At 67.9% G+C, this 23,368-nt stretch carries 16 protein-coding genes; 12 read left to right on the plus strand and 4 right to left on the minus strand.

Going from position 1 to position 23,368, the window contains the following annotated elements; all coding sequences use genetic code 11:
• Positions 1-80: 80 nt before the first annotated feature.
• From ACCD06_RS19565 to ACCD06_RS19595, 7 genes are all read left to right on the plus strand, one after another.
• Positions 81-1,127, plus strand: a complete 1,047-nt coding sequence (locus ACCD06_RS19565; protein WP_413342788.1) for an ABC transporter permease — start codon at positions 81-83, stop codon at positions 1,125-1,127.
• Positions 1,128-1,176: 49 nt separating this feature from the next.
• Entirely contained in the window at positions 1,177-2,304 is a 1,128-nt protein-coding gene (locus ACCD06_RS19570) for a substrate-binding domain-containing protein (RefSeq protein WP_413342790.1), read from the plus strand.
• A 34-nt stretch (positions 2,305-2,338) separates the two neighbouring features.
• On the plus strand, positions 2,339-3,256 hold the full coding sequence (locus ACCD06_RS19575; RefSeq protein ID WP_413342792.1) for a polysaccharide deacetylase family protein: 918 nt from the start codon (positions 2,339-2,341) through the stop codon (positions 3,254-3,256).
• 74 nt (positions 3,257-3,330) lie between these two features.
• Positions 3,331-4,542: an L-2-hydroxyglutarate oxidase gene (lhgO, locus tag ACCD06_RS19580; protein WP_413342794.1), complete on the plus strand. Its 1,212-nt coding sequence runs from the start codon at positions 3,331-3,333 to the stop codon at positions 4,540-4,542.
• A gap of 16 nt (positions 4,543-4,558) precedes the next feature.
• Entirely contained in the window at positions 4,559-4,951 is a 393-nt protein-coding gene (locus tag ACCD06_RS19585; RefSeq protein WP_413342796.1) for a 5-carboxymethyl-2-hydroxymuconate Delta-isomerase, read from the plus strand.
• Entirely contained in the window at positions 4,948-5,904 is a 957-nt protein-coding gene (locus tag ACCD06_RS19590; protein WP_413342798.1) for a dihydrodipicolinate synthase family protein, read from the plus strand. The genes ACCD06_RS19585 and ACCD06_RS19590 overlap by 4 nt, the downstream gene beginning before the upstream one ends.
• A 220-nt stretch (positions 5,905-6,124) precedes the next feature.
• Entirely contained in the window at positions 6,125-6,844 is a 720-nt protein-coding gene (locus ACCD06_RS19595) for an IS6 family transposase (protein ID WP_413342800.1), read from the plus strand.
• Between the two features lie 61 nt (positions 6,845-6,905).
• Here the strand turns inward: ACCD06_RS19595 and ACCD06_RS19600 are convergent, their stop codons facing one another.
• Positions 6,906-12,815, minus strand: coding sequence for a DUF3320 domain-containing protein (locus ACCD06_RS19600; RefSeq protein WP_413342802.1), 5,910 nt, complete (start codon positions 12,813-12,815; stop codon positions 6,906-6,908).
• A 62-nt stretch (positions 12,816-12,877) separates the two neighbouring features.
• Between ACCD06_RS19600 and ACCD06_RS19605 the strand changes: the two genes are divergently transcribed.
• A complete protein-coding gene (locus ACCD06_RS19605; RefSeq protein WP_413342804.1) occupies positions 12,878-14,140 on the plus strand; it encodes a metallophosphoesterase family protein in 1,263 nt (420 codons plus the stop codon).
• Complete coding sequence (locus tag ACCD06_RS19610) at positions 14,140-17,565, plus strand: AAA family ATPase (RefSeq protein ID WP_413342806.1); 3,426 nt, start codon at positions 14,140-14,142, stop codon at positions 17,563-17,565. Before ACCD06_RS19605 ends, ACCD06_RS19610 begins: the two co-directional genes overlap by 1 nt.
• A gap of 621 nt (positions 17,566-18,186) precedes the next feature.
• Here ACCD06_RS19610 and tnpA read toward each other — a convergent pair.
• Positions 18,187-18,591, minus strand: coding sequence for an IS66-like element accessory protein TnpA (gene tnpA / locus ACCD06_RS19615; RefSeq protein WP_413342808.1), 405 nt, complete (start codon positions 18,589-18,591; stop codon positions 18,187-18,189).
• 559 nt (positions 18,592-19,150) lie between these two features.
• Between tnpA and ACCD06_RS19620 the strand changes: the two genes are divergently transcribed.
• On the plus strand, positions 19,151-19,504 hold the full coding sequence (locus tag ACCD06_RS19620; protein ID WP_413342810.1) for a hypothetical protein: 354 nt from the start codon (positions 19,151-19,153) through the stop codon (positions 19,502-19,504).
• Positions 19,505-19,758: 254 nt separating this feature from the next.
• The gene (locus ACCD06_RS19625; protein ID WP_413342812.1) at positions 19,759-19,992 is read left to right on the plus strand and encodes a hypothetical protein; all 234 of its coding nucleotides are present in this window, start codon (positions 19,759-19,761) and stop codon (positions 19,990-19,992) included.
• A gap of 353 nt (positions 19,993-20,345) precedes the next feature.
• Here the strand turns inward: ACCD06_RS19625 and ACCD06_RS19630 are convergent, their stop codons facing one another.
• The gene (locus ACCD06_RS19630; RefSeq protein WP_413342814.1) at positions 20,346-20,792 is read right to left on the minus strand and encodes a hypothetical protein; all 447 of its coding nucleotides are present in this window, start codon (positions 20,790-20,792) and stop codon (positions 20,346-20,348) included.
• Between the two features lie 56 nt (positions 20,793-20,848).
• Here ACCD06_RS19630 and ACCD06_RS19635 point away from each other — a divergent pair, with 56 nt between their 5' ends.
• A complete protein-coding gene (locus ACCD06_RS19635; protein ID WP_413342816.1) occupies positions 20,849-22,057 on the plus strand; it encodes an IS256 family transposase in 1,209 nt (402 codons plus the stop codon).
• On the opposite strand, the gene ACCD06_RS19640 is transcribed toward ACCD06_RS19635, so the two are convergent.
• The gene (locus ACCD06_RS19640) at positions 22,026-23,087 is read right to left on the minus strand and encodes a transposase (RefSeq protein ID WP_413342818.1); all 1,062 of its coding nucleotides are present in this window, start codon (positions 23,085-23,087) and stop codon (positions 22,026-22,028) included. The genes ACCD06_RS19635 and ACCD06_RS19640 overlap by 32 nt on opposite strands.
• Positions 23,088-23,368 lie beyond the last annotated feature (281 nt).

The raw sequence follows: 23,368 nt of genomic DNA on the forward strand, positions 1-23,368 counted from the left end.
GTCGGCACCCCGCCGGCCGATGCGTCCCCGCGCCCGCGGGGCGGCCGGCGGCGCGCGGCCCCCTTCCCGAGGATCCACCCATGCAATCGTTGAAATCCAACGCGCTGGAGCCGACGCGCCACGAGCTGGCCGCGCTGCCTCCCGCCCGCCGCGCGCTTCGCCTGCTGCCCGTCTACGGGCTGCCGATCCTGACGGTGGCGCTGATCGCCCTGTTCTCCCTCGCCCTGCCGGAAACCTTCCCGACGCTGCTGAACCTCCGCTCCGTCCTGGGCGAGAAGTCGGTCATCGCGCTGCTGTCGCTGGCGGCGATGATCCCGATGATGGCCGGGCGGATCGACCTGACGGTCGGCTACGGTATCGTCATCTGGCACGTCCTGGCCATCAGCCTGCAGACGGTCTACGGCCTCGACTGGGTGAGCACGGTGCTGATCGTGCTGGCGCTCGGCGCGCTGCTGGGCGCCGTCAACGGGGCCTTGGTGGAGGTCGCGCAGATCGACTCCTTCATCGCCACCCTCGGCACCGGCACGGTGATCTACGCCGCCGCGCTGTGGCACACCGAGGGGCGGCAGGTCATCGGCCCGCTGCCGCCGGCCTTCACCGCGCTCTACGCCACCGACCTGTTCGGGCTGCCGGTGCCGGTCTTCTACGTGCTGGCGATCAGCCTGGGGTTGTGGATCGTCGCCGACTATCTGCCGGTCGGTCGCCATCTCTACGCCATCGGGGCGAACCCGCGGGCGGCGGCGCTGAACGGCATCCGCACCCGCCGCTGCGTCATCGGCGCCTTCGTCGCCTCGGGCGTGCTGGGCGCCCTGGCCGGCGTGCTGCTCGCCGCCAAACTGCGCATCGGGCAGGCGAGCGTCGGGCTGGAGTTCCTGTTGCCAGCGCTGGTCGGCGCCTTCCTCGGCTCCACCACCATCAAGCCAGGCCGCGTCAACGTCTGGGGCACGCTGGTCGGCGTGCTGATCCTGGCGGTCGGCATCTCCGGCATCCAGCAGTTCGGCGGCGCCTTCTATGTCGAGCCCCTGTTCAACGGCGCCACCCTGCTGGTCGCCATCGGGCTAGCCGCCTATGCCCAGCGCCGCCGCGCCACCGTCCGCCACAGCCATCGGCCGGCGCCCGGCGCCTGACCCCGGCATCCGACATTCCGACAACGACAAGACAAAGGAGGAAACCGCCATGACCGCTTCGAACCGCCTGCGCGCCGCCCTGCTCGGCGCCGCCTTCGCCCTGCCGCTGCTTGCCCCGTCCGCTCCCGCCCGGGCCCAGCAGGACCCCGGCGTCGAGGAGGCAAAAGCCTATGTCGCCCGCATCACCGCGCCGCGCCCGCCGTGGGACGGCCCGACCACCGGCCCGGCGGCGCAGCCCGGCAAGTCCGTCGTCTACGTCGCCGCCGACCAGCGCAACGGCGGGGTGCGCGGCGTCGGGCGCGGCGTCGAGGAGGCGGCGAAGGCGCTGGGCTGGAAATTCCGCTTGATCGACGGCCAGGGCTCGGTCGCCGGCCGCTCCGCTGCACTGACCCAGGCCATAGCGCTGAAGCCCCAGGGTATCGTGCTGGGGTCGGTCGACGCGAACGAACAGGCGGCGCTGCTCGACCGGGCGGCCAAGGAGGGCATCACCGTGGTCGGCTGGCACACGCTGGCCGAGCCGGGGCCAAGCCGCAAATTCCCCATTTTCACCAACATCGCTACCGACGCCCGCGACGTGGCGCGCGCCGCCGCCTCCTACACCGTGGCGGAATCCGACGGCAAGGCCGGCGTCGTCATCTTCACCGACTCAACCTATGAGATCGCCATCGCCAAGTCCGACGCGATGGCGGCGGTGGTGCGCAAATGCACCGGCTGCACGGTGCTGCAGGTCGAGGACACGCCGGTCAGCGACACCTCCAACCGCATGCCGCCGCTGACCACCGCGCTGCTGCAGCGGCACGGGGGCCGCTGGACGCACAGCTTGGCGATCAACGACCTGTATTTCGACTTCATGTCGGGTTCGCTGATCCAGGCCGGCATCGGCCAGGACGGCCGGCCGATGAACGTCTCCGCCGGCGACGGCAGCGAGGCGGCGTTCCAGCGCATCCGCCAGAACTTCTACCAGCGCGGCACGGTGGCCGAGCCGCTGCTGCTGCACGGCTGGCAGGCGGCGGACGAGATGAACCGCGCCTTCGCCGGCCAGCCGCCGTCCGGCTACGTCACCCCCGTCCACCTGATCACCGCGGCCAACATCGGCCAGGACGGTGGGCCGCAGAACTCCTACGACCCCGACAACGGCTACCGCGACGCCTACCGCCGCATCTGGGGCGTCCAGTGATCCCCTTCACCCAAAACGGAAAACGAGACGAGCGATGAGCAAGACCTTCTGGAACGACGGCATCCGTCTGGTGATTTCGATCTCCATGCAGTTCGAGGCCGGCGGCGAGGCCCACTACGGCATCGGCGGTCCCTTCTCGGGCTTCATCGACATGGACCCGACCTACCCCGATTTCCCGACCAAGTCCTGGTACAAGTACGGCTACCGCGAGGGCATCCAGCGCATGCTGGACCTGTGGGACCGGTTCGGCATCAAGGTGACCTCCCACATGGTCGGCTCCGCCGTCGACCGCAGCCCGGAGGTCGCCCGCGAGATCGTCGAGCGCGGGCACGAGGCCGCGGCGCATGGCCGCGACTGGGTCCAGCAGTACGACCTGCAGGTCGAGGACGAACGCGCCTTCATCCAAAGCAACATCGACAGCATCCGGCGCGCCACCGGCGCCACCCCCGTCGGCTACAACGGCGCCGCCATGCGCGGCACCATCAACACGCTGAAGATCCTTCAGGATCTGGGCTTCACATACTTCATCGACGATGTCAGCCGCGACGAGCCCTTCGTGATCCCGGTGCGCGGCCGCGACTTCGCCATCGTGCCCTACTCGCTGAACCTCAACGACATCATCCAGTACGAGGCCTACAAGTTCTCCACCATGGCCTTCGAGCAGCAGTTGAAGGACGAGTTCGACCAACTCTACGAGGAAGCCGGGCAGCGCCGGCGGATGATGGCGATTTCCACCCACGACCGCGTCCAGGGCCGGCCGTACCGCGTCCGCTCGCTGGCCCGCTTCCTGGACTACGCGTCGCGCCACAAGGGCGTGGCCTTCCTGCGCAAGGACCAGATCGCCGAGTTCACCTACGCCGAGCCGTCGATCCCGCGTGACGAGAACGAGCACGACCGCTGGGCGGCATGGGAACGCCGCCATGGCGAACAGAAGATCGTCCCGATCGACTGACGCCGTCCTCCTCCTCGGTACCACTGCGGGGAGCGGCGCCGCCGCTCCCCCCTTTTCCAACACGGGATTTCAAAATGATCGACGCGGACATCGTCGTCGTGGGCGGCGGCATCGTCGGGCTGTCCACAGCGATGCAACTGACCGAACGCTTCCCCGGCCTGGAGGTGCTGGTCCTGGAGAAGGAGGCGGCGCTCGCCACCCACCAGACCGGCCACAACAGCGGGGTGATCCACGCCGGCGTCTATTACCAGCCCGGCAGCCTGAAGGCCCGGTTCTGCCGCGACGGCGTCGCGGCCACCATCGCCTTCTGCCGCGAGCACGGCCTGCCGTTCGAGCAGTGCGGCAAGCTGCTGGTCGCCACCGACGCGGCGGAGTTGGAGCGCATGGACGCGCTGCTCGCCCGCAGCCGCGACAACGGTCTGGCCCTGGAACGGCTCGACGCGGCGGAGTTGCGGCGGCGCGAGCCCAACATCGCCGGCGTCGGCGCGCTGTTCGTGCCGTCCACCGGCATCGTCGACTACGCCCAGGTCGCCCGCAAGATGGCGGAGGTGGTCCAGACGCGCGGCGGCCGCATCCGCCTGTCGGCCCCGGTCACCGCCATGCGCGAGGACGCGAACGGCGTCACCGTCGAGGCCGGCGGCGGTACCGTCCGCGCCCGCCGGGCGGTGGTCTGCGGCGGGCTGATGGCCGACCGTCTCGCCCGCATGTGCGGGGTCGATCTGGATTTCCGCATCGTGCCGTTCCGCGGCGAGTACTACCGTCTGCCGCCGGCCCGCAACGACGTGGTCAGCCACCTGATCTACCCGATCCCCGACCCGGCGCTGCCCTTCCTCGGCGTGCATCTGACCCGGATGATCGGCAGATACGTCACGGTCGGGCCGAACGCAGTGCTCGCCTTCGCGCGCGAGGGCTACCGCTTCGCCGACGTCAGCCCGCGCGACGTGGCGGAGATGGTCGCCTACTCCGGCTTCCGCCGCGTGATCCGCGCGCACCTCGCCTCCGGCCTGTCGGAGATGGCGAACTCACTGTCGAAGCGGCGGTATCTGGCGCTGTGCCGGCGCTACTGCCCGTCGCTGACGGTGGAGGAACTGCTGCCCCACCCGGCCGGCGTCCGCGCCCAGGCGGTGATGGCGGACGGCACGCTGGTCCACGACTTCCTGGTCCGCCAGACCGCGCGCACCGTCCATGTCTGCAACGCGCCGTCGCCTGCCGCGACCTCGTCGATCCCGATCGGCCGGCACGTCGCCGACCAGGTGGCCGACAGCTTCGGCCTCAAGGCCGCATGACCCCCGGAGGCGGACCATGCCCCACATCATCCTCGACTGCCCGCGCCCGTTGGCGAGAATGGTCGACCTCGACGCCGTGCTCGACCGTCTGCACGCGGCGATCGCGCGGGAACCCTCGGTGGCGGCGGCCGACGTGAAGAGCCGTGTCCACCTCGTCGACCACTGGCGAAGCGGCGAGGGCCGCGCCGGCGAGAGCGTCGTGCACGCCCGCGTGCTGCTGACCCGACCGCGCAGCGAGGCGCAGCGGACGGCCATCGCGGCCCTGGCGCTGGACGGGCTGCGCACGGCCTTCGCCAGCCCGCCGGTGCCGCTGCAGCTCTGCGTGGAGCTGACGGCCGTGCCCGACGGCCATTACGTGAAAACGTCGGCGGCGGTTTCATCCCCCCTGAACAAGGTAAGCGCACCATGACGCACCCCCACCACAGCATGGCTCACCCTGGGACGCACCCCGGCGCCTCACGCTTGTCCGGCGTCATCGCCGCCACGCCCACGCCGCTCCGCGAGGACGGCCGCATCGACACCGGCCGCCTGATCGAGCATTGCCTTTGGCTGCTGGGTCCCGGCGGATGCGACGCCGTCAACCTTCTCGGCACCACCGGGGAGGCGATGTCGTTCTCGGTCGGCCAGCGCCTCGACGCCATGACGGCGGTCGCGGTGTCCGGCGTTCCGCTCGACCGCATGATGGTGGGCACCGGGGCGGCGGCGCTCGACGATGCCGTGCGCCTGACGCGGGCGGCGCGGGACCTCGGTTACGCCGGCGCCCTGCTTGCCCCGCCGTTCTACTACAAGGGCATCGACGACGGCGCGCTGGCCAGCTACGTGGCGACCGTGATCGATCGTGCCGGTGCCGACGGCCTGCGGCTCTACCTTTATCACATTCCCCAGAACACCGGCGTCCCCTACCCAGTGGACACCGTCCGGCGCCTGCGCGACCGGCATCCCGAGACCGTGGCGGGGCTCAAGGACTCCGCCGGGGACCTCGCCTATGCCCGCGAGATCGCGCGGCGGCTGCCCGGTTTCAACGTCTTCCCAAGTTCCGAAGCGTCGCTGGCCGAAGCCGCCACGGCGGGCTTCGCCGGCTGCATCTCGGCCACCACCAACGTGACGGGCACCCTGACGCGCGAGGGCTGGCTGGCACCCGGCACCGAGACCGGCCGGCAGGCCATCGCCAGGGCCCTGGCCATCCGCGAGGCGCTCGCCCGCTTCCCGCTGGTCGCGAGCGTCAAATGGGCCGTCGCCCAACGGACGGGAGACCCGGCCTGGACCCGGACCTGCCCGCCGCTGCGCCCGCTGTCGGAGGGCGAGACGGCGACACTGGCCCCGCTGCTTGCAGAGTTGCGAGCCTGGAGCACTGGCCGCTGACCGGCCCCCTGCTGACTGCCCCCTGCCCGGCCCGGAACCTGTTGGGTTCCGATACGACAGGCATGGCGGATTGTCACCGGTGCGGATATGCTCTGCTGCCGTACCGAACTGCCCTGGAGCGGGGCCGGCGGGCGTTGCTGCATCGAGGTCCGCGCGGGGGCTCTGTTGCAAAGTTGGCCGGCAGGCGGCGGAATGGCTGGAGGTTGAACGGAGCCAAGCTGTGTCGGACTTCAAAGGTCGCCACTTCGAGGGTGAAATCGTGCTCTGGGCGGTGCGCTGGTATTGCCGGTACGGCATCAGCTATCGCGACCTTGAGCAGATGATGGCCGAACGCGGCGTTTCGGTCGATCACTCGACCATTTACCGTTGGGTGCAGAAGTACGCGCCGGAGATGGAGAAGCGGCTACGCTGGCAGTGCCGCTGCCCACGGTCAACCAGCTGGCGGGTCGACGAGACCTATGTGAAGGTCGGTGGCAAGTGGGCCTACCTGTACCGAGCCGTCGACAAGCATGGCAATACCATCGACTTCTACCTCTCTCCCACGCGCAACACCGCCGCCGTCAAGCGCTTCCTGTCCAAGGCGCTAAACGGCTTGAAGGAGTGGGAGACACCGACGGTCATCAACACCGACAAGGCGCCAACCTATGGGCCGGCCTTGGCGGAGCTGAAGGCCGAGGGCAAATGTCCCGAGGAGACCGAGCACCGGCAGATCAAGTACCTGAACAACGTGATGGAAGCCGACCATGGCAAGCTGAAGCAGTTGATCCGCCCGGTGCGGGGCTTCTCGTCGAACGCGCCTTCAACGTCGGACCTGGCGCGCTCGCCGAGGCCGTCCAGTTCATCAGCCAGCAGGTCGAACTCCAGGACGCATAGCATCGGCGGTGATGCCCGTAACCATCATCTCCCGCCTGCCCGCAAACTTTGCAACAGAGGCACTTGACCTGCACCCGTTCAAACGGCGGTGGAGAGGCGGCAGAACTGACTGGCCGTGACGCAAACCCCTACTCCCTGATATGCCCCGCGACCGGCTTCGCCATCTTGAGCCGGTCGCGGGCCGCTGAATTCAGCCTTCTGATGCCGAACTGTCGGGCCGCACCCGTCAGCGGATCGTCGACATCGATGCAGCCGCGAATGGCGGCCGACAACTCGGGCAGGGCGATGTCCTCGATGGATCGCACGTCGGCACCGGTGTTGGGAAACCGGGCCATTCCCCACGCCGCGACCGCCATGGCGTCCGGCCAGACGAAGCTGGCGCCGGTACGCTCGGTCTCGACATGGGCGACACCGCGCGCCACCGCCATGATCCGTTCCCGGATCAGGCGGCCGGAGCGCTTGAACCCATGGGCGCGGGCGATGCGCTCGACCAGCAGGCTGTCGCGGATCGGCGCCTCTGCCGCGACCACCTGCAACACCATCTCCTTGAGAATGGCGGAATAGTCGTTTTCCTGGAAGCGGTTCGGATCGATGCCGGCGATGGCGGCGAAGTCCGTCCGCCGATAGTCACCACCATAGGCGTCCTCGTCGTCCTCGGCTTCCATCTGGGATTCGGTCTCGTCGGTGCCATCCTCCCCGTCCGCCCCCAGATCGAGCACCACATCCGGCGCCTCCGCCGTCACCGGCGCCGCGACCGCTTCGGCACGTGACCGTTCCAACGCCTCCTTCAGCGCAGCGTCGAGCCGGTCCAATGCCCCCTCCGGATCGATCCACCACTCTGTTGACCATACCCGCGCCAGGGACCAGCCCAGTCCCTTCAGCACCGCCTCGCGCACCTTGTCGCGGTCCCGCGCCGTCGCGGCGCCGTGGTAGGACCCACCATCGCATTCGATGCCGATCAGATAATCCTCCGGACGGTCGGGGTGCACCACGCCGAGGTCGATGCGGAAGCGGGAGACGCCGACCTGCGGGACGACCGTCCAGCCGCGCCCGCCCAGTCCCTGCGCAACCGCCTGCTCGAAATGGGAGTCCGCCGAACCGGCGGACGCGCCTGCCGCCTCCCCCAAGGTCCGTGTTCCCCGCTCCGCATATTCGAGGAAATGCCGCAGATCCCGCAGAGCCGACGAGCTGGTGCGGTTGAGATCGATAAGGGTGGGCGGGAAGGAGGTGAAGACGACCATCTCCCGACGCGCCCGCGTGACGGCGACATTGAGCCGCCGCCAGCCGCCGTCGCGGTTCAGTGGCCCGAAATTCATCGGCATCGTCGGGGCATCGGGCGTTTCCGGCCCATAGGCGATGCCGAGCAGGATCACGTCGCGCTCGTCGCCCTGGACCGTTTCCAGATTCTTGACCACGACGGGTTCAGGCGCGTCCTCGGCGAAATAGGGTTCCAGTTCCGGGTAGCACCGCCGGGCGCGGTCCAGCAAATCCTCGATCAGCTTCTGCTGTTCCGAATTCAGCGTGATGACCGCAAGCGTCAGGCGGTTCCCCCGCTCATCGACGAAGGCGGGGTCGAGAAGGCGCCGCAGAACCTCCGTCACGACCGCCTCGGCCTCGATCTGGTTGTTGCGGTTCTTGCCGCGCGACCAGGCGCCGGGAACCTGGCGCAGGCTGACCATCGTCTCCCGGGTCACCGGGGCGGGGAAGGTGATCAGGTCGCCGTCATAGTAACGGTGGTTGGAAAAGGCGATCAGGCTCTCATGCCGGCTGCGGTAATGCCAGGTCAGGCGGCGTTGCGGCAGGCGGGCGCCCAGACACGCCTCCAGAATGCTTTCCTGATCGGCTTCGATCTCGCTGTCATCGTCCTCCGCACCCGCTCCACGATCGAAGAAGCTGGTCGGCGGCATCTGCTTGGGATCGCCGGCGACCACCATTTGCCGGCCGCGGGCGATGGCGCCCACCGCGTCCCACGGCGTGATCTGCGACGCTTCGTCGAAGATGACCAGATCGAACGGCGGCATCTCCGGCGGCAGGAACTGTGCCACCGACAGCGGGCTCATCAGCAGGCAGGGGGGCAGCGTGGTCAGCGCCGGCCCCATGTCTGCCACCAGTTGGCGGACCGGCTTATGGCGCTTCTGCAGTTTCAGCTGATGCGCCAGCGTACCGAATCCGGCGGGCGGCGCCTTGGAGTCCTTGGTCGGGATGCCGCCGGCGATCCGTGCACGGATATAGCGTTGCGTCAGTTCTCCGAATTCGCGATCCAAGGCGCGGAAGCGACCGATGGCATCCGTGTGTTCGGTGACGTTGAAGTCGCGCACCAGGGGTTCGATGTCGATCGCCCAGTCCGCCCACCAGCGGGCATAGGCGATGTCGAAGGCCTCCGCCGCACGGCCGGGCGGGATGGTTCCATCCTCTACCGCCGCCGCCAGCCCGTCCAATCCCTTGTGCATCGCGGCCTGCCGCGCGCGCTGCCACGCCGTCCAGGCATTCAGCTGCGTCGGCCGCGCCGCCATCGCCGCGGCGATGGTCTGACACTCCGCCAGCAGGTCGGCGCCGTCGACCGGTTCCGGCGCACCGGCGATGCGTTCGAATGCGTCCTTGGCGTCCAGGAAGGTGGCATGGCTGTCGAGATACTGCCGCATCGCCTGCCCGATCGCCCCGTCGGGGGCCAGCAGGTCACCGGCCTCGGTGCAGAGCCGCTTGAGCGACGTCCGCAGGGCGATCAGCTGATCGGGGCTTTGCGCCGCCCCGCCGAGCGCGGCCCGCACCGTTCCGGCAGCCTTCAGCTTGCGGTCCAGCCGGTCCGGATCGGTGGCGACTCCCTGCCAGCCGGGAAGCGCCTGCGCCTGGGGCAGACCGTCGATCTCGGCCAGGATTCCCTGCAACCGGCGCAGCCGGGGCAGGTCGGTCTCCGGATCCGCAGTCCCGCCGGGATCGAGTCGCTTCGCCACCGCCTTCTTCCGCATCGCCGACAGCGGCCAGATCGCCTCGCCCGCCGCTGCCCATTCGGCATCGAGTTCCGCCAGGGGCAAGGCTTTGACCCGCTCAGGGTCCTTCGGGCGGGAAAGCAGCGCGGCCTCCGTCCGATACGCGCCGAGCAACGGCAGCACCCGCGTGCCCTGCTCGATCATCCTGGCCGCATCGGGTGTGAAGGCGAAACCCAGGTTCAACTCGCCGACCTCTCCCAGAGCCCGGGCCAGGGCAGCGGCGGCGGCCAGACTGCGCCGGTCTCCACCCACCGCGGTGCCGAGCCCGTCGGCGAGCCGGATGCGGGCCGATTCCAACGTCTTGGAGGCAGCGGCCAGCGTGGCGGCGGCGGCCAGCAGGTCGGCCTGCCAGGCGTTCGACCATTCGGTCCGCCCGACATGCCCGAAGGCGGCTCGGTTCTCCGGCGACGCCGTCGCGCGGTGCAGGTCGAGCTTGTGGGCGGTCTCGCGCAGGCTTTCCAGGTCCGTTTCTGCGTGCTCCACCCCTCTTGGCCATGTCAGGCGCAAAGTGACGCCGTCGCCGTCGCGAGCAACCCGCCCGATGGCGGCGTAGAGGGTCAGGCCGTTGGCATGCCGCCGGTGCAGCGCCCGGACGAAGTCGTTCAGCCGGTCGCGACTGGTCTTGAGTTCGGCCGCGCGGCGGCTCCACAGCTCGGTCGGCGGCTCTTCCGTCGTGGTCCATGCGGCGTCGAGCTGGCGCAGCACATCCTGCTTGGATGCCTTGTTGCTGTGCAGCTCAAGGCAGAACGGGCCGAGGCCATGGGCGACCAGCCGGCGATGGACCACGTCCAGAGCCGCCCGCTTCTCCGCAACGAACAGCACGGTCCGGCCGAGCGCCAGATTGTGCGCGATCATGTTGGCGATGGTCTGCGACTTGCCGGTGCCCGGCGGGCCGTCCAGCACGAAGTCGCATCCCTGCGCCGAGCCGACAACCGCCGCCAGCTGAGAGGAGTCGGCGGCGAGCGGCGCGAACAGCTCCTCCGGGGTAACAAGCTGGTCCAGCGTCGAAGGGTGCGGCGGCTCCCCTTGGCCGGCATAGGCGTCCCGCGGCGTTTCCAGCAGGTGCCGCACCACCGGATTGTGCTTCAAGGCGTCGGTGCGGTCGACCAGATCCTTCCACATCAGGTATTTGGCGAAGGAAAAGGCTCCCAGCACCACATCCTCGACCACTTCGAAGCCCGGCATGTCGCGCACCGCCCGGCGGACCATGGTCCAGATGCGCGGAACGTCGATCCCGGATTCGTCGACCGGCAACGGCCCGGCCAGTTCCGGAATGTCGAGTTCGAAATCCTGGCGCAGCATCTGCAGCAGGGTCAGGTTGAAGCGCGGTTCGTCCTCGTGGCTGGACAGGCGCACACCCGACCGTGCGCTGCGCCTTTGCAGCTTCACCGGCAACAGGATGAGCGGGGCGCGGTAGTGGCGCGTGTCGCTGCCGGATTTCTTCCAGATTAGGAAGCCCACCGCGAGGAACAGCGTGTTGGCGCCGCCCTCCGCCAGATCGAGCTGTGTCTTGCGGTAGAGGTCGACCAGTTGCGCATCGAGCTTGTCGGTCGGCATGGGCGACAGGATCTCGCCGCGCTCCATGGCGTCGCGGGCATAGGCAGCCTCCAGTTCCTCTCCCGTGCGCTGGAGGTGCAACGTCGTATCGCGGCCGGCACCGCCGTCCATCGCCGGGGCCGCCACGATGCGGAAGCTGGCTCCGTCGGCAAGCCTGTCCTCCAGCGTGGCCGGATCGGGACAGATCAGGCGGATGGTGGTCGCACCCGGCTTGACGTTGAGCAGCCGGTTGCGCGTGGTCAGGTCCAGAAGCTTGCGCTGCCAACGGTCCAGCCGCCCTTCCGCCGTGGCGACCCCGTCCGGCGGCTCGCTGGAATCGGTGAGATCGAAATCGGGAAGGGCCGGAGCCGCTTCGAGCACATCCCCCACCGGGACGATGTCGGCTTCCACCCCCGCCAGCCCCGCCCCCGCCCCCGCCGCCGCCCCCGACGATGCGGCATCCGCGAGAGCCAACGGGCGCAGGCGCTGCATCCGGGCGCGGCGGATGTCGAGCGCCATGACGAACTCGCCCTCGCGCTCCTCGTCGATCTGGCGGTTGGCCTGGGCGATGGCGCGCGAGAAGGGCGACGGGTGCCCGCCGGTGGCCAGCGTGGTTTCGAACAGCACCAGTTCCTGGAGCGCCACGCGCTTGCGCAGGCTGGCGGCGTCGTCGACCAGGAGGGTGGCGAACTCCTGCGGTTGCAGCCACACGCCCGCGAAGGCATGGCCGCGCGTGACGACGATCACCGGATAGAGGCCGGCCTGCTCCAGCACCGCGGCGAACAGCAGCGCCGTGTCGAGACAGGTCCCCAGTCCGGTCTCCAGGATCTGGGAGGGCGAACGCACCTTTTGCCCTTGCCATTCGAAGCTGGTCGGCGGTTCGGCATAGGTCAGGCGCAGAGACGCCACGGCCGACCAGATGGCGGAGGCCAGCTCGTGCACCCGCGTGCGGCTCTTCGACTGGTATCCCTCGATGCCGTCGGGGCGTCCGCCGCGCCGGAGCACGTCGCTGGACGCCTTGATCAGCCTGCTGACGGCCGGGTCGTTCGGCAAAGTGAAGGCGGCCAGCAGTTCCGGCATGGCCGCGGCGCCGCCCCATTCGTTTCGGGCCAAAAGCTCGACCGGCAGCACGCGCTCGGCGGCATCGCCGCCGTCCATGCCCTCCGCCGTGGCCCGCAGCGTCACCGTCGCGCGGATCGCTTCGTTCAACTGCAACAACAATCCGGCGTTCAGCCGCAGGTCGCGCTTGGTGATGTGCGCCTCGCCACCGGCAGCGATGCGGTCGATGCGCCATTGCATCGGCTCGAAGACCGGCGGGTCGGCCACGATCTCGGCCACGATGTTTTGCAGCGGCTCTCCACCGAGGTTGATCAGGCGGAGATCACGAAGGACGGGAACGGCGCTCTGATGGGTGGCGAAGCTGATTTTGGGAGCGATCACGGCGTCGATCGCCAGCGCGGAACTCGCTGTTTCGGCAGAAGGATCCAGAGCGTTGACGCCTACAGTCGATTCCATGATGATGCTCACCGCCTGAAGTAGAGTGCTTTCGCACTATATTCGAAAATCCGGGGTTGGCTATGGGCAGTTTCCACTTCCTCCACGCGGCCGACATCCACCTCGACAGCCCCTTGCACGGCTTGTCGCGTTACGACGGGGTGCCGGCGGAGGAGGTGCGTGGGGCCACCCGCGCGGCCTTCGACAACCTCGTCGCCTATGCCTGCGATCAGGCGGTGGATTTCGTGCTGATCGCCGGCGACCTGTTCGACGGCGACTGGAAAGACATGGGCACCGGTCTCTACTTCGCCCGCGCGATGGGAAAGCTGGCGGCGGCGGACATCCCTGTTTTCTGGTTGTCCGGAAATCACGACGCGGCCTCCGCCCTCACCCGGTCGCTGCCTTGGCCGGACACTGTCAAGCAGTTCAAGCCGCGCCGCTCGCATACCCATGTCATCGACCATCTGGGCGTCGCGATTCATGGGCAGAGCTTTCCGAACGCCCATGTCACCGACAATCTCGCCGCCGGTTATCCCGACCGGGTGGAGCATCATTTCAACATCGGCCTTCTTCACACCGCGCTGACCGGCCATCCGGACCACACGACCTATGCGCCCTGCACAATCGACGATCTGCGGGCCAGCCATTACGATTATTGGGCGCTGGGGCACGTGCATGATTTCACGGTCGTCGCCGAATCGCCCTACATCGTGTTCCCCGGCAATCTCCAGGGCCGGAACATCCGCGAGACCGGACCGAAAGGTGCGGTCCATGTGGAGGTGGAGGACGGCGCGGTCGCTCGTTTGACCCATGTGCCGCTGGACACCGTGCGCTGGCTTCGGGTGGAGGTGAATTGCACCGGAGCGGGCACGATGGACGAGGTCCACGCCGCAACCCGCACCGCCCTCGCCAACCGGCATGCCGATCTGTCCGACGGGCGTCCGACCGTCGCCCGCGTGGTGCTGACCGGCTCGACGTCCCTGGCCGGCAAACTGCAGGACGGGCGGGCAACCCAGCGCGACGCCGTGCGCGCCCTGGCCGCCGCGGTCGCGCCGGACCTGTGGATCGAAAAGGTCCAGTTGGAGGTCACCATGCCCGGTCCGGCGGCCGTTGCCGACGGTGCCGCGGAGGACATCATGGCTCTGCTGGCCGAGGTCCGCCAATCGCCGGAACTGGCCCAGGACCTGAAGGCGGATCTCCTCCCCTTCCTGACCGCGGCAGCCAAAGCCGGGGATTTCGACGAGGACAGCCTCGCCGCCATGGCGGCACGGGACGACTGGCCGGCCCTGTTGGCGATTGCGGGAAGCGCGCTGGAAGCTCGCCTCACCGGTAAGGAGACAGAGTGATGCGGTTCGCCGAACTCCATCTGGAACGTTATGGCCATTTCGAGGATTGCCGCCTGCCCTTCCAGGCGGGAGCGCCCGATTTCCATATGGTCTACGGCGCCAATGAGGCGGGGAAATCGACCACCCTGTCGGCCGTTTCCGACCTGCTGTTCGGATTTCCGATGCGCAGCCCCTTCAACTTCCGCTTCGATTACGCACTGCTGCGCGTCGGCGCGGTACTTGAGGAGGATGGACGGCATCTGGCCTGCAGGCGCCGCAAGTCCCGTGACCAGAGCCTGATCGATGCGACGGACCGCCCCCTTGATGAAGGTCAGCTGTCGGCTCTGCTGCATGGCCTGAACCGCGAGACCTTCGGCGCCGGTTTCAGCCTGGACCAAGCCGGACTGCGCGACGGCGGCGAAGCGATGCTCCAGGCTTCGGACGATCTGGGGCAGGCCCTGTTCGCCGCCGGATCCGGACTGACGGAGATCAACAAGGTTCGCGAGGCGCTCGAAAACGAACTGGATGCGATCTGGGGCAAGCGCGCTGCCGCCCGCCGGACCTTCGTGGCCGCGGAAAGGCAACTCGACGCCTGCGTCAAAGCCCTCCGCGACGCGCAACTCAAACCCAAGGAATGGTCCGATGCGCAGGCGGAGGTGGAATCCTGCCAAAAAGCCCTTCGCGACCTGCAGGACCGGCAGACCGCCCTGACCGCCCAGCGTGACGCCGCCGAACGGCTGCGCCGCATCGGCGCTGCGATGCGGGCGCGGGCCGCCCTGCTGGCCGAGATCGCCGCGGAGCGAGAGGTGATCGTCTTTTCTCCTGCGGAGGACACCGCGGCGCGGACCTCCCTGGCAGCCCTGGCCAAGGCGGCCGAAGCGCATGACGCTGCCAAGCGGCACCGCGACGACGTCGCGGGAAAGTTGAACCGGCTCCAACCCGATTCCATCGTTGCGCTGGGCGAGCACATCGAGCGTCTGATCGAAAAGCGGGGTGGGGTCACCAAGGACGTTGCCGACCTGGACCGGCTGACGGTCGAGCGGCAAGGGCTGCTGGACCGCGCGGCATCCCTGCGCACGGAACTGGCATTGCCCGGCGCCCTGCCATCCAGTCTTGAGGTCAGGACGCTGCGCGACATCGCCAAACGTCACCTCAGCCTGGCTGCCGGGATGGGGACGCGGGATGGGGAACTGGAAAACCTGCGGACCGATGCCCGGAAACTGCGCGAGGACCTGGCCGACGCGGTCGTCGCCGAGGGGCTGGACGATATCCGGACCGCGATCGGTCATGCCCGTGGGCTGGGCGACGACATCGACCAACGTTGCACCGAGGCCCAGGCCGACATCGAGCGCGCGGACGCCGAGACGCGGCTGGCGCTGGCGGCCCTTGCCCCTTGGCAAGGGGACGCCGACCGGCTGGCCATGCTCTGCGAATTCGATGACGGAGAACTCCAGGCCGCCTCCGATGCGGAACTCAAGCTCACCACCAAACTGGAAAGCGAGCGGGCCGAACTCCGCCGACTGACGAACGAGATCGAACAACTCGGAACCCAACGCGGCTTGCTGGCTCAAACTGGGCAAGCGGTGTCGGCGGATGAGGTTCTTCGCGCGCGGCAGGCACGGGATGATCTGTGGAAGGCCATCGGCATCCATTTGCGGGAGGGCCGCGCCGCGGCGGCCGAGGCACTCGGCGACGATTTCACGGCAGCGCTTCAGGACGCCGACGCCATCGCCGACCGCCGTTACGCGACCGCCGAGGAGTCCGCGCGCCTGACGGCCCTGGAGCACCAGCAGGCCATCCTGAATTTGACGCGGCAGCAGGCGGAAAAGGCCGTACAGGAGGCGGAGAGCGCCCTATCCGCACAAACGATCTCCTGGGAAGAGCGCCTTCGCGCGCAAGGACTGCCGCCCCTCACGCCGCTGAGGCTGCGCGCCTGGTTTGCCCAGCGCCGCGCCGCGCTGGATCTTCATCAGCAGGCGGCCGAGGCCCGGCGGCAGGCGGCGCGCCTGATGGAGCGCAGGGCCGAAGCGGTCGGCATCCTTGCAAGGGCATTGACGGTTTCGCCAGAGAACGACCGGCTGTCGCCGCTGCTGGCGGCAGCCGACCGTGAGCGGCTGAAAGGCGAGACCCTGGAGCAGGCGTTCCGCGAGAAAAACGCCAAGCTCGCCGCCCTGGAGGAGGATATCTCCCGCCGCGAACGGCAGGACATCCAGGATCGCCGGGCCTTGCAGGCCACTGTCACCGAATGGACCGACGCATCGGCGCGGCTGGGAATCGCCGCGGACATCGCAGGTATCGACCATTGGCTCGAACTGGTCGAAGAACTGCGGGGCATCCTTGACGGCATCACCGCACACGACCGCCGGCTCGACATCATCGGCAAAGACCGCAAGTCCTTCGATGCGGAGGTGGAGGCGCTGGCAGCCGACGCGCAAATGGACGTCCAGGCGGACCCGATGCGGACGCTCGACGCTCTTCGGGAGCGCTTGGCCAAGGCACGTTCGGTCGCACAGGAGATCGGGACGCTGGAGGCGGAACAGAAGAAACACCAAGCGGACATGGATCGCGCCGCCGTCGATCGAACCATCGCACTCGATCGCCTGGGCTCCTTCATGAACCGCGCCGATGTTGCCGAGGCCGCGCTGCTGCCTCCGTTCCTCGACCGGTCGAAAACCTATCAGGACCGCCTTGCCCGGCTGGCCGAGGCCGAACGGCAGATCGTCGCGGATGGCGATGCTCTGCCGCTTGCCGATCTCGTCGCCGCCTGGGAAGCCTGCGATCCCGACATGGTGGCCTCCCAGTCCGCCACATTGGGCCAAGCGCTGGAGGCATTGAACAAGGAGGTGGCCGAAGCGGCCAATGCGCTTGGCGAGGCCCGGATAACGTTCCAGAGCCTGGACCAGTCCTCCCACGGCGCGGCCGATGCCGCAGCCGACGCGGAGGCGGCAAAGGCGGACATGAAGGCCGAGGCGGACCTCTATGTGCTCAAACGGGCGCAGCAGCTTCTGTTGAGCCGCGCCGTCGAGCAGTACCGCGCGCGCCGGCAGGCGCCGCTGCTGACACGCGCCGGCACGCTTTTCCGCACATTGACCCTCGGACGCTTCATCGACTTCCGGATCGATCACGATCCATCGACACCGCGCCTGCTGGGACTGCGGCAGGATGGAGAGACCCTTGTCCCCATCGAAGGCATGAGCGAGGGGACGCGGGATCAGCTGTTCCTCGCCCTGCGACTGGCGGCGGTCGAACAGTCGATTGCCGCGGGGGTGCGGGTGCCCTTCATCGCCGACGACCTGTTCGTCAATTTCGACGACGACCGCGCCGAAGCCGGCTTGAACGTCCTTGCCGGGCTTGCCGCCTCGACGCAGGTGCTGTTCTTCACCCATCACGCCCATTTGCGCGACATGGGGCGGACGGTCGACGGACTGGCGCGACTTGAGTTGTGAACAACATCGGCGACGGGTTCCGTCAGCCAGCACAATAGGGCATACCGCAGGGGAAACCCATAACCACCCTGCAGTAGTCCAGTGATCATGGCAAAAGCACCAAAGTCCAGCGGGAGCAACGTCGGCGGCAAGGCCGACCGGCAGAGTGCCGGTGGCGCCGCCATGTCCGGGGGCGGTCGCTTCCAGGATGAGGTGGGCGCCTATCTTTTCGTCCACCTGCTCGCTGGAGCAACACCTTTCGGGCTACCAAGCTCGACCTCGCTCGAGCATGTGGCCAGCGAAACCGGCCAGGACACCGACGATTGGCTGGCGATCACATCCCCGGGCGGGCGCATCTATATCCAAGCCAAGCGACGGATCGAACACTCCGCGCGTCCGGCCTCGGAAATGGGCAAGACCTGGCGGCAGTTCCTGCGCCAGCACGCCGCCGGGGCCACCGATCCACACAGTCCTCTCGATGCGGCACGCGACCGCATCGTGCTTGCCGTCGGGCCGGAAAGCCCAGAGACCGTCCGCATTCGTCTGCGCGAGGTGTTGTCGCGGATGGCAGCCCATCCATGCCCTTGCGGAAATCGACCGGCTTGGCAGCGACCAGGACCCGTACCGCGCCCTCGATGCCGATCACCGCGACGCCCTTACCGCGCGCAGCACCGCCTTGACGGTGGCGCTGTCCATGCCGGCCGGCACGCGCACCACCGCATCACCGATCTGCACCTCGATGGCCGGGAGTTCCTTCGGTGCGGCTGGGGGCGGCGTGGTGTCCAGCACCACCGGCGCGAACACCAACCCCTCTTCCTGGAAACGGTTGGCGGCATGTGCTTCCCGGCGCCAGCCGAACACCTGCTGGGGCCGCAATCCGTGACGCCGGGCCACTTTGGAGACCACGACCCCGGGCACCGCCGCCTCGCCCAGGATCCGCGCCTTCTCCTCTGGCGACCAGGTCCGGCGCCCTACATCGCCCGTGATCACCTCCATGCGGCGCACCCGCATGGGCTCCTGGTCAAGCGTAAGGTCGAGCGTAGACACAAACCGTTCTCCCGATCATGCGATCCGGGAGATTCGCTCCGCCCTGATCCCGCCGAAAGGTGGGACCAGAACACCGCTTACGCCCTTCCAGTGGTCGGTATGGCGGATGTCGCCCGACGCGAGGTCGGTGCTTCGGGTGCTCGGTCGGCTCCCAGTTCGTCTTGAGCGGCGCCTTGGCCTCAGCGCCACCGATGGCGACGCCGTTGAACGACCCGTGCGCGGACCGACGCACCCCAAGGCGTGCCTCCGCGTGGGGGGGCCCAGGCGCGTCGGCGGTCTCGGTCTTCGCCCTGGCGTCCTCGGTGTCGGCGCCGCATACCGCTCCCGCTGACAGGTCCTTCTGATTGGCGGCACCGGCAGCGACGACGCGGACCGGTGGCATACCATCGCGACCGCCAACAGTGCCTTCGATGCCCGGGTTTGAGCCCGCCAACCCGCCCGGCGCACCAGACCGAACCGATTTACCCAAAATTTTCGGATCAGCCCCTTGCCGGCTCCAAACCGATTCATATCCCAGCGCGACGCCGGCCCCAACCCCCGGCAGACCACAGGAGACGCCATGAACTTTGCCCCGAAGGACCACTGGTTCGGCGAGCCCCCGCCAGACAACACGCCGATCCGCAGCGCCTTTGGCGCGCGCGCCATCCTGGAGAGCCGCTACGGCCGCCAGGCGCTGGAGTTCTTTCCCGACCGCAAGTCGTTCTTCCCGGCCGACGCCCCGTTCAGCCCCGACTTCCAGGCGTTCCTGGACAACGAGGTGACCGCTTGGCTGAAGACCCTGTGCGGCCAGAGCTGGATCAACCCCAACGGCGGCCAGCGGTACACCTTGGAGCACCCGGTCAACCCGCGTCTGCGCGCGATGGCCAGGGCCCAGGGCGGCTACCTGTATGTGGGCGCCTACGAGATGGCGTGACACCAAGGCAGGCCCCGCTCGCTCCTGAGCGGGGCCACGTCCCTGGTGCCGGGCGCGGCCAATCCGCGTCCGGCTTGCGGAAGACGCACTCCGTGGAGTTGTCGCGCCAGCGGTCGACGAAGCGGATGTGGCGCAGCCGAATATGTTTGTTGAACAGTGCCGCTGACGCCTTTGTCCCCTTCAAGGGGACATCTATGATCAACGCATGAACAACGCGGCCATCGACCGCCAACCGGATGAAGGAAGATCACGCGATGCTGTACCAGACCCACAAGAACGGCACCGACCTCCCCAAGTACTTGGCCGACCGCGGCTTCGAATTCGACGTCACCGACGGTGCTGAAGACCGCTACTGGACGGCCGATGGCGAGACCGGCTTGGTTGTTGAAGAGGACGTTGCCGGCGACCTGCGCTGCACCCTGCTCGACCGCGACGGCAACCCGGTGGACCGTAACCTGCGGCTGGAGGACATCCGGCCGCAGCCGTAAGGCAGACAGTCAATCGTCACGCTCACCAGAGAGATGTGGCTGACGCCCGAGCAGGTCACGGAGCAGCGCCGGTGTGATGGCGCTGCTCTTGGCGTCGTCCGCGAGGTCAACAACATGGCCATGGCGGCGTTACCGACCGGCTTGAAAGCCGACGTCGGCACCACCTGCGACCGCTGCAAGATCGCCGATTGGGTGGTTGGGTCGCGCCCGATTCCGCTCGCCGTGCTGCGGCACCTAGTCTCCGCGTTCAAGGGGTCACTACACGAAAGTGATTTCGACTTTGCGCATTTCAGGACTGCCGTCTCTGTTGGGAGCCGGTTGACAAGTCCAGCAGCGGTGCGGGGTGATGGGGGTTACGGCGCGTAGCAGGCGACGTCGACGAGCCGTCGAAGGAGCGGTGGCGGTGTTCTGAGCATGTCGCCTTCAGCGGGCGACATGGCGGCCTGTTCGAACCACAGGTGCTGGCGCAGACGGGCCAAGGCATCGGCGAATGTGGGCGCTGGTTTCGGATACCAGATGGCGCGCCGGGGCGACAGAGCGAGGCGGCCGGCATTCTGATGGACGTACAGCGTGATCAACGAGTAAAGCCCGAACAGCAGTGGGGCGGTGCGGAAGACGGCCAGGTCCGCCCACTGCCGCCGGGTTTCGATGGGTTTCGATGGGTAACGTCCATGGGCGTGGTGGAAAAACGCCCATGAAGGATCGGGCTGGGGCCGGGCGAAGCTCCCACACAGCGTAGCCCGGCCCCAGCCCGATCCTCCGCCTCGCAGGCGGTGTGTTCGGCGGCAGGAGGTGGTCATCGCGCATCTTCGGTAAGGTCAAGTTGCAACACGCGACCACGACCAAGGACACGACGATGACCGACGACAGAATGGCACTGATCGAGCAAATCCAGAAGAGCACGGACGGCGACTTCCTGCGCTCAGTCGCCGAGTACACGTTGCACCGGCTGATGGACTTCGAGGTCGAGGCGTTGATCGGCGCCGCTCGCCATGAACGCACCGACACGCGCACCACTTACCGCAACGGCTCGCGCCCGCGCCAGCTCGACACCCGACTCGGCACGCTGGACCTGAAGATCCCCAAGCTGCGCCAGGGCTCCTACTTCCCGGCTTTCCTGGAGCCGCGCAAAACCGCCGAGAAGGCGCTCACCGCCGTCATCCAGGAAGCGTGGATTCAGGGCGTCTCGACCCGCAAGGTCGATGATCTCGTCCAGGCGCTCGGCATGACCGGCATCTCCAAGTCCCAGGTCTCAGCGCTGTGCCAGGAAATTGACGAGCGTGTGCAGTCCTTCCTGGAGCGTCCGCTGGAGGGGGACTGGCCGTACCTTTGGCTGGATGCCACCTACCTGAAGGTCCGCCAGGGCGGCCGCATCGTGTCGATCGCCGCGATAATCGCCACCGGCGTCAATCAGGATGGGCGGCGCGAGATCCTCGGCCTCGGGCTCGGGCAATCGGAAGCGGCGATCTTCTGGATTGAGTTCCTGCGCGGCCTCGTGCGCCGCGGCCTGAAAGGCGTCAAGCTGGTGATCTCCGATGCCCATGAGGGGCTGAAGGCGGCGATCAGCCAGGTGCTGAGCGCGACATGGCAACGGTGCCGTGTTCATTTCCTCCGCTCGCTGCTCTGCCACGTGCCCAAGGGCCAGCAAACCGTGGTATCGGCCGCCGTGCGCCAAGTCTTCGTGCAGCCCGACCGCAAGACCGCCGGTGAGGTCTGGCGCCATGTCGCCGATCAGCTGCGGGCGCGCTTTCCCAAGGTCGCAGCACTGCTCGACGACGCCGAGCATGACGTGCTCGCCTACATGGACTATCCCGAGGCACACCGCACCAAATTACACTCGACGAATCCTCTTGAACGTCTCAACAAGGAGGTCAAACGCCGCACTGATGTTGTTGGTATATTCCCGAACGAGGAAAGTGTTCGAAGGCTCGTCGGCGCGATCTTGCTGGAGCAAAATGATGACTGGCAGCTCCAGCATCGTTACCTGACGCTCGAGACCATGGCCGGTATCGCCGCCCCCGACGAGCCCGCCATCACGCCACTTCCCTCAGCAAAGGCGGCCTGACCGACGACGCTCCTGACCACCCTCCAATTTCCACCACCTTGACGGACGTGACCTTTCGAATGCCGAGATGAGCCCGGCTCTCCTCGTATGTCGTCTCCATTGCCCAGCGGCGGTTGAACCATTCCAGGACGGTGCGTGGTGGCACCGACAGGTCAGTGCACAGAAAGGCTTCCGGATCGCGCCGGCCATCGGGATAGCGCACCATCACCCAGAGGATGGGCACGATCGGCTTGCCCTGGTGGTGCCACAGCGCCGTTCCGGAGGCATAGTCGATCCAGTCGCCGGAGCGCCACCGGGTTCGGCTTGGTTGGACGGCCCGGCGCCAGATCGTTGCCTTGTCCGTCAGACGGGACCGCAAGCTGGGCTGGCGGGCGCCCTTCATTACCTGCCGCAAGGTCAAGGGCGGGTCTGGTGGCGGATCGAACAGGCGCGCATCCAGGCGCAGCCAGGTGATCGCGACCATGTGTGGGCTGACGGCGTCGAGTAGCGTCAGCACGGCGAATTCGCCATCCATGACGGCGACCAGTGGCCGGTCTGGCAGCCAGCGGTGCAGGCGCAGCAGGATGGCTCGGGCCCAGGTGGTGGTCGGCCGGTAATGCCGGCCCTGTGCCTCACACCAGGCGCGGCTCGGCACCAGCGCGCTCAGCACCGGCAGTCCCCAGATACGGCCGGCGAACGGAACCTCGACCAGCAGCATGGCGGTCATCCAGCGCAATCCACGGCTGGTGACCGTCTGCTCCGTCGAGGACCGGACGGAGTCGAAGCAATGGCTGGCTGGGCGAACATGGGCTCCCCGGCGCCGTTCAAGAGTATGGTCGACACCGATGACGATCGGGCCGTCCGGGACGAAGGCGCTGACCACGGCGTTCAGCAGGGTGCGCGCGAGCTTCGGCCCCGACCAGCGGTTCCGGTTGAGCACGCGGTGAAAAGCGGCGAAGCCGGGGTCGTCGGCCAAGCCGAGAGTGCGCAGCAGGTTGGCGACGGTGCGGGGACCAACCGCCAGCACCGCACCGACCGCGAGCGCGGCCACCGTAGATCGGGTACGCCCTGAGAAGGCGACCAGATAGGGCCACAGCCAAGCGACGAAAGTCGGAGGAAGGGGGACGGCGAGGTGTGCCATAAGGCACCTGGGGTATTGTCGGACGTTGACCTGCCAACAACCTTTCGCCGACGGAATTGCGACGCCCGCACATAACAGGACAAGCGTCCCAAAATGCGCAAAGTCGAAGCGCACTTTCGTGTAGTGACCCCTGCCTGTCAGCGGCCCGTACGGCATTGTCATCGGAGGCCGGAACCCAATTCAAACGGTCA

Source organism: Azospirillum sp. CT11-132, assembly GCF_047302835.1.
Lineage (GTDB): Bacteria > Pseudomonadota > Alphaproteobacteria > Azospirillales > Azospirillaceae > Azospirillum.

Bases quoted from the DNA above. Each gene is read 5' to 3' on its own strand.
- ACCD06_RS19565 (WP_413342788.1), top strand. From the start codon at position 81: ATGCAATCGTTGAAATCCAACGCGCTGGAGCCGACGCGCCACGAGCTG.
- ACCD06_RS19570 (WP_413342790.1), top strand. From the start codon at position 1,177: ATGACCGCTTCGAACCGCCTGCGCGCCGCCCTGCTCGGCGCCGCCTTC.
- ACCD06_RS19610 (WP_413342806.1), top strand. From the start codon at position 14,140: ATGCGGTTCGCCGAACTCCATCTGGAACGTTATGGCCATTTCGAGGAT.
- ACCD06_RS19605 (WP_413342804.1), top strand. From the start codon at position 12,878: ATGGGCAGTTTCCACTTCCTCCACGCGGCCGACATCCACCTCGACAGC.
- ACCD06_RS19630 (WP_413342814.1), bottom strand. From the start codon at position 20,792: ATGACCACCTCCTGCCGCCGAACACACCGCCTGCGAGGCGGAGGATCG.
- ACCD06_RS19585 (WP_413342796.1), top strand. From the start codon at position 4,559: ATGCCCCACATCATCCTCGACTGCCCGCGCCCGTTGGCGAGAATGGTC.
- ACCD06_RS19575 (WP_413342792.1), top strand. From the start codon at position 2,339: ATGAGCAAGACCTTCTGGAACGACGGCATCCGTCTGGTGATTTCGATC.
- ACCD06_RS19600 (WP_413342802.1), bottom strand. From the start codon at position 12,815: ATGGAATCGACTGTAGGCGTCAACGCTCTGGATCCTTCTGCCGAAACA.
- ACCD06_RS19620 (WP_413342810.1), top strand. From the start codon at position 19,151: ATGAACTTTGCCCCGAAGGACCACTGGTTCGGCGAGCCCCCGCCAGAC.
- ACCD06_RS19590 (WP_413342798.1), top strand. From the start codon at position 4,948: ATGACGCACCCCCACCACAGCATGGCTCACCCTGGGACGCACCCCGGC.
- ACCD06_RS19625 (WP_413342812.1), top strand. From the start codon at position 19,759: ATGCTGTACCAGACCCACAAGAACGGCACCGACCTCCCCAAGTACTTG.
- ACCD06_RS19635 (WP_413342816.1), top strand. From the start codon at position 20,849: ATGACCGACGACAGAATGGCACTGATCGAGCAAATCCAGAAGAGCACG.
- lhgO (WP_413342794.1), top strand. From the start codon at position 3,331: ATGATCGACGCGGACATCGTCGTCGTGGGCGGCGGCATCGTCGGGCTG.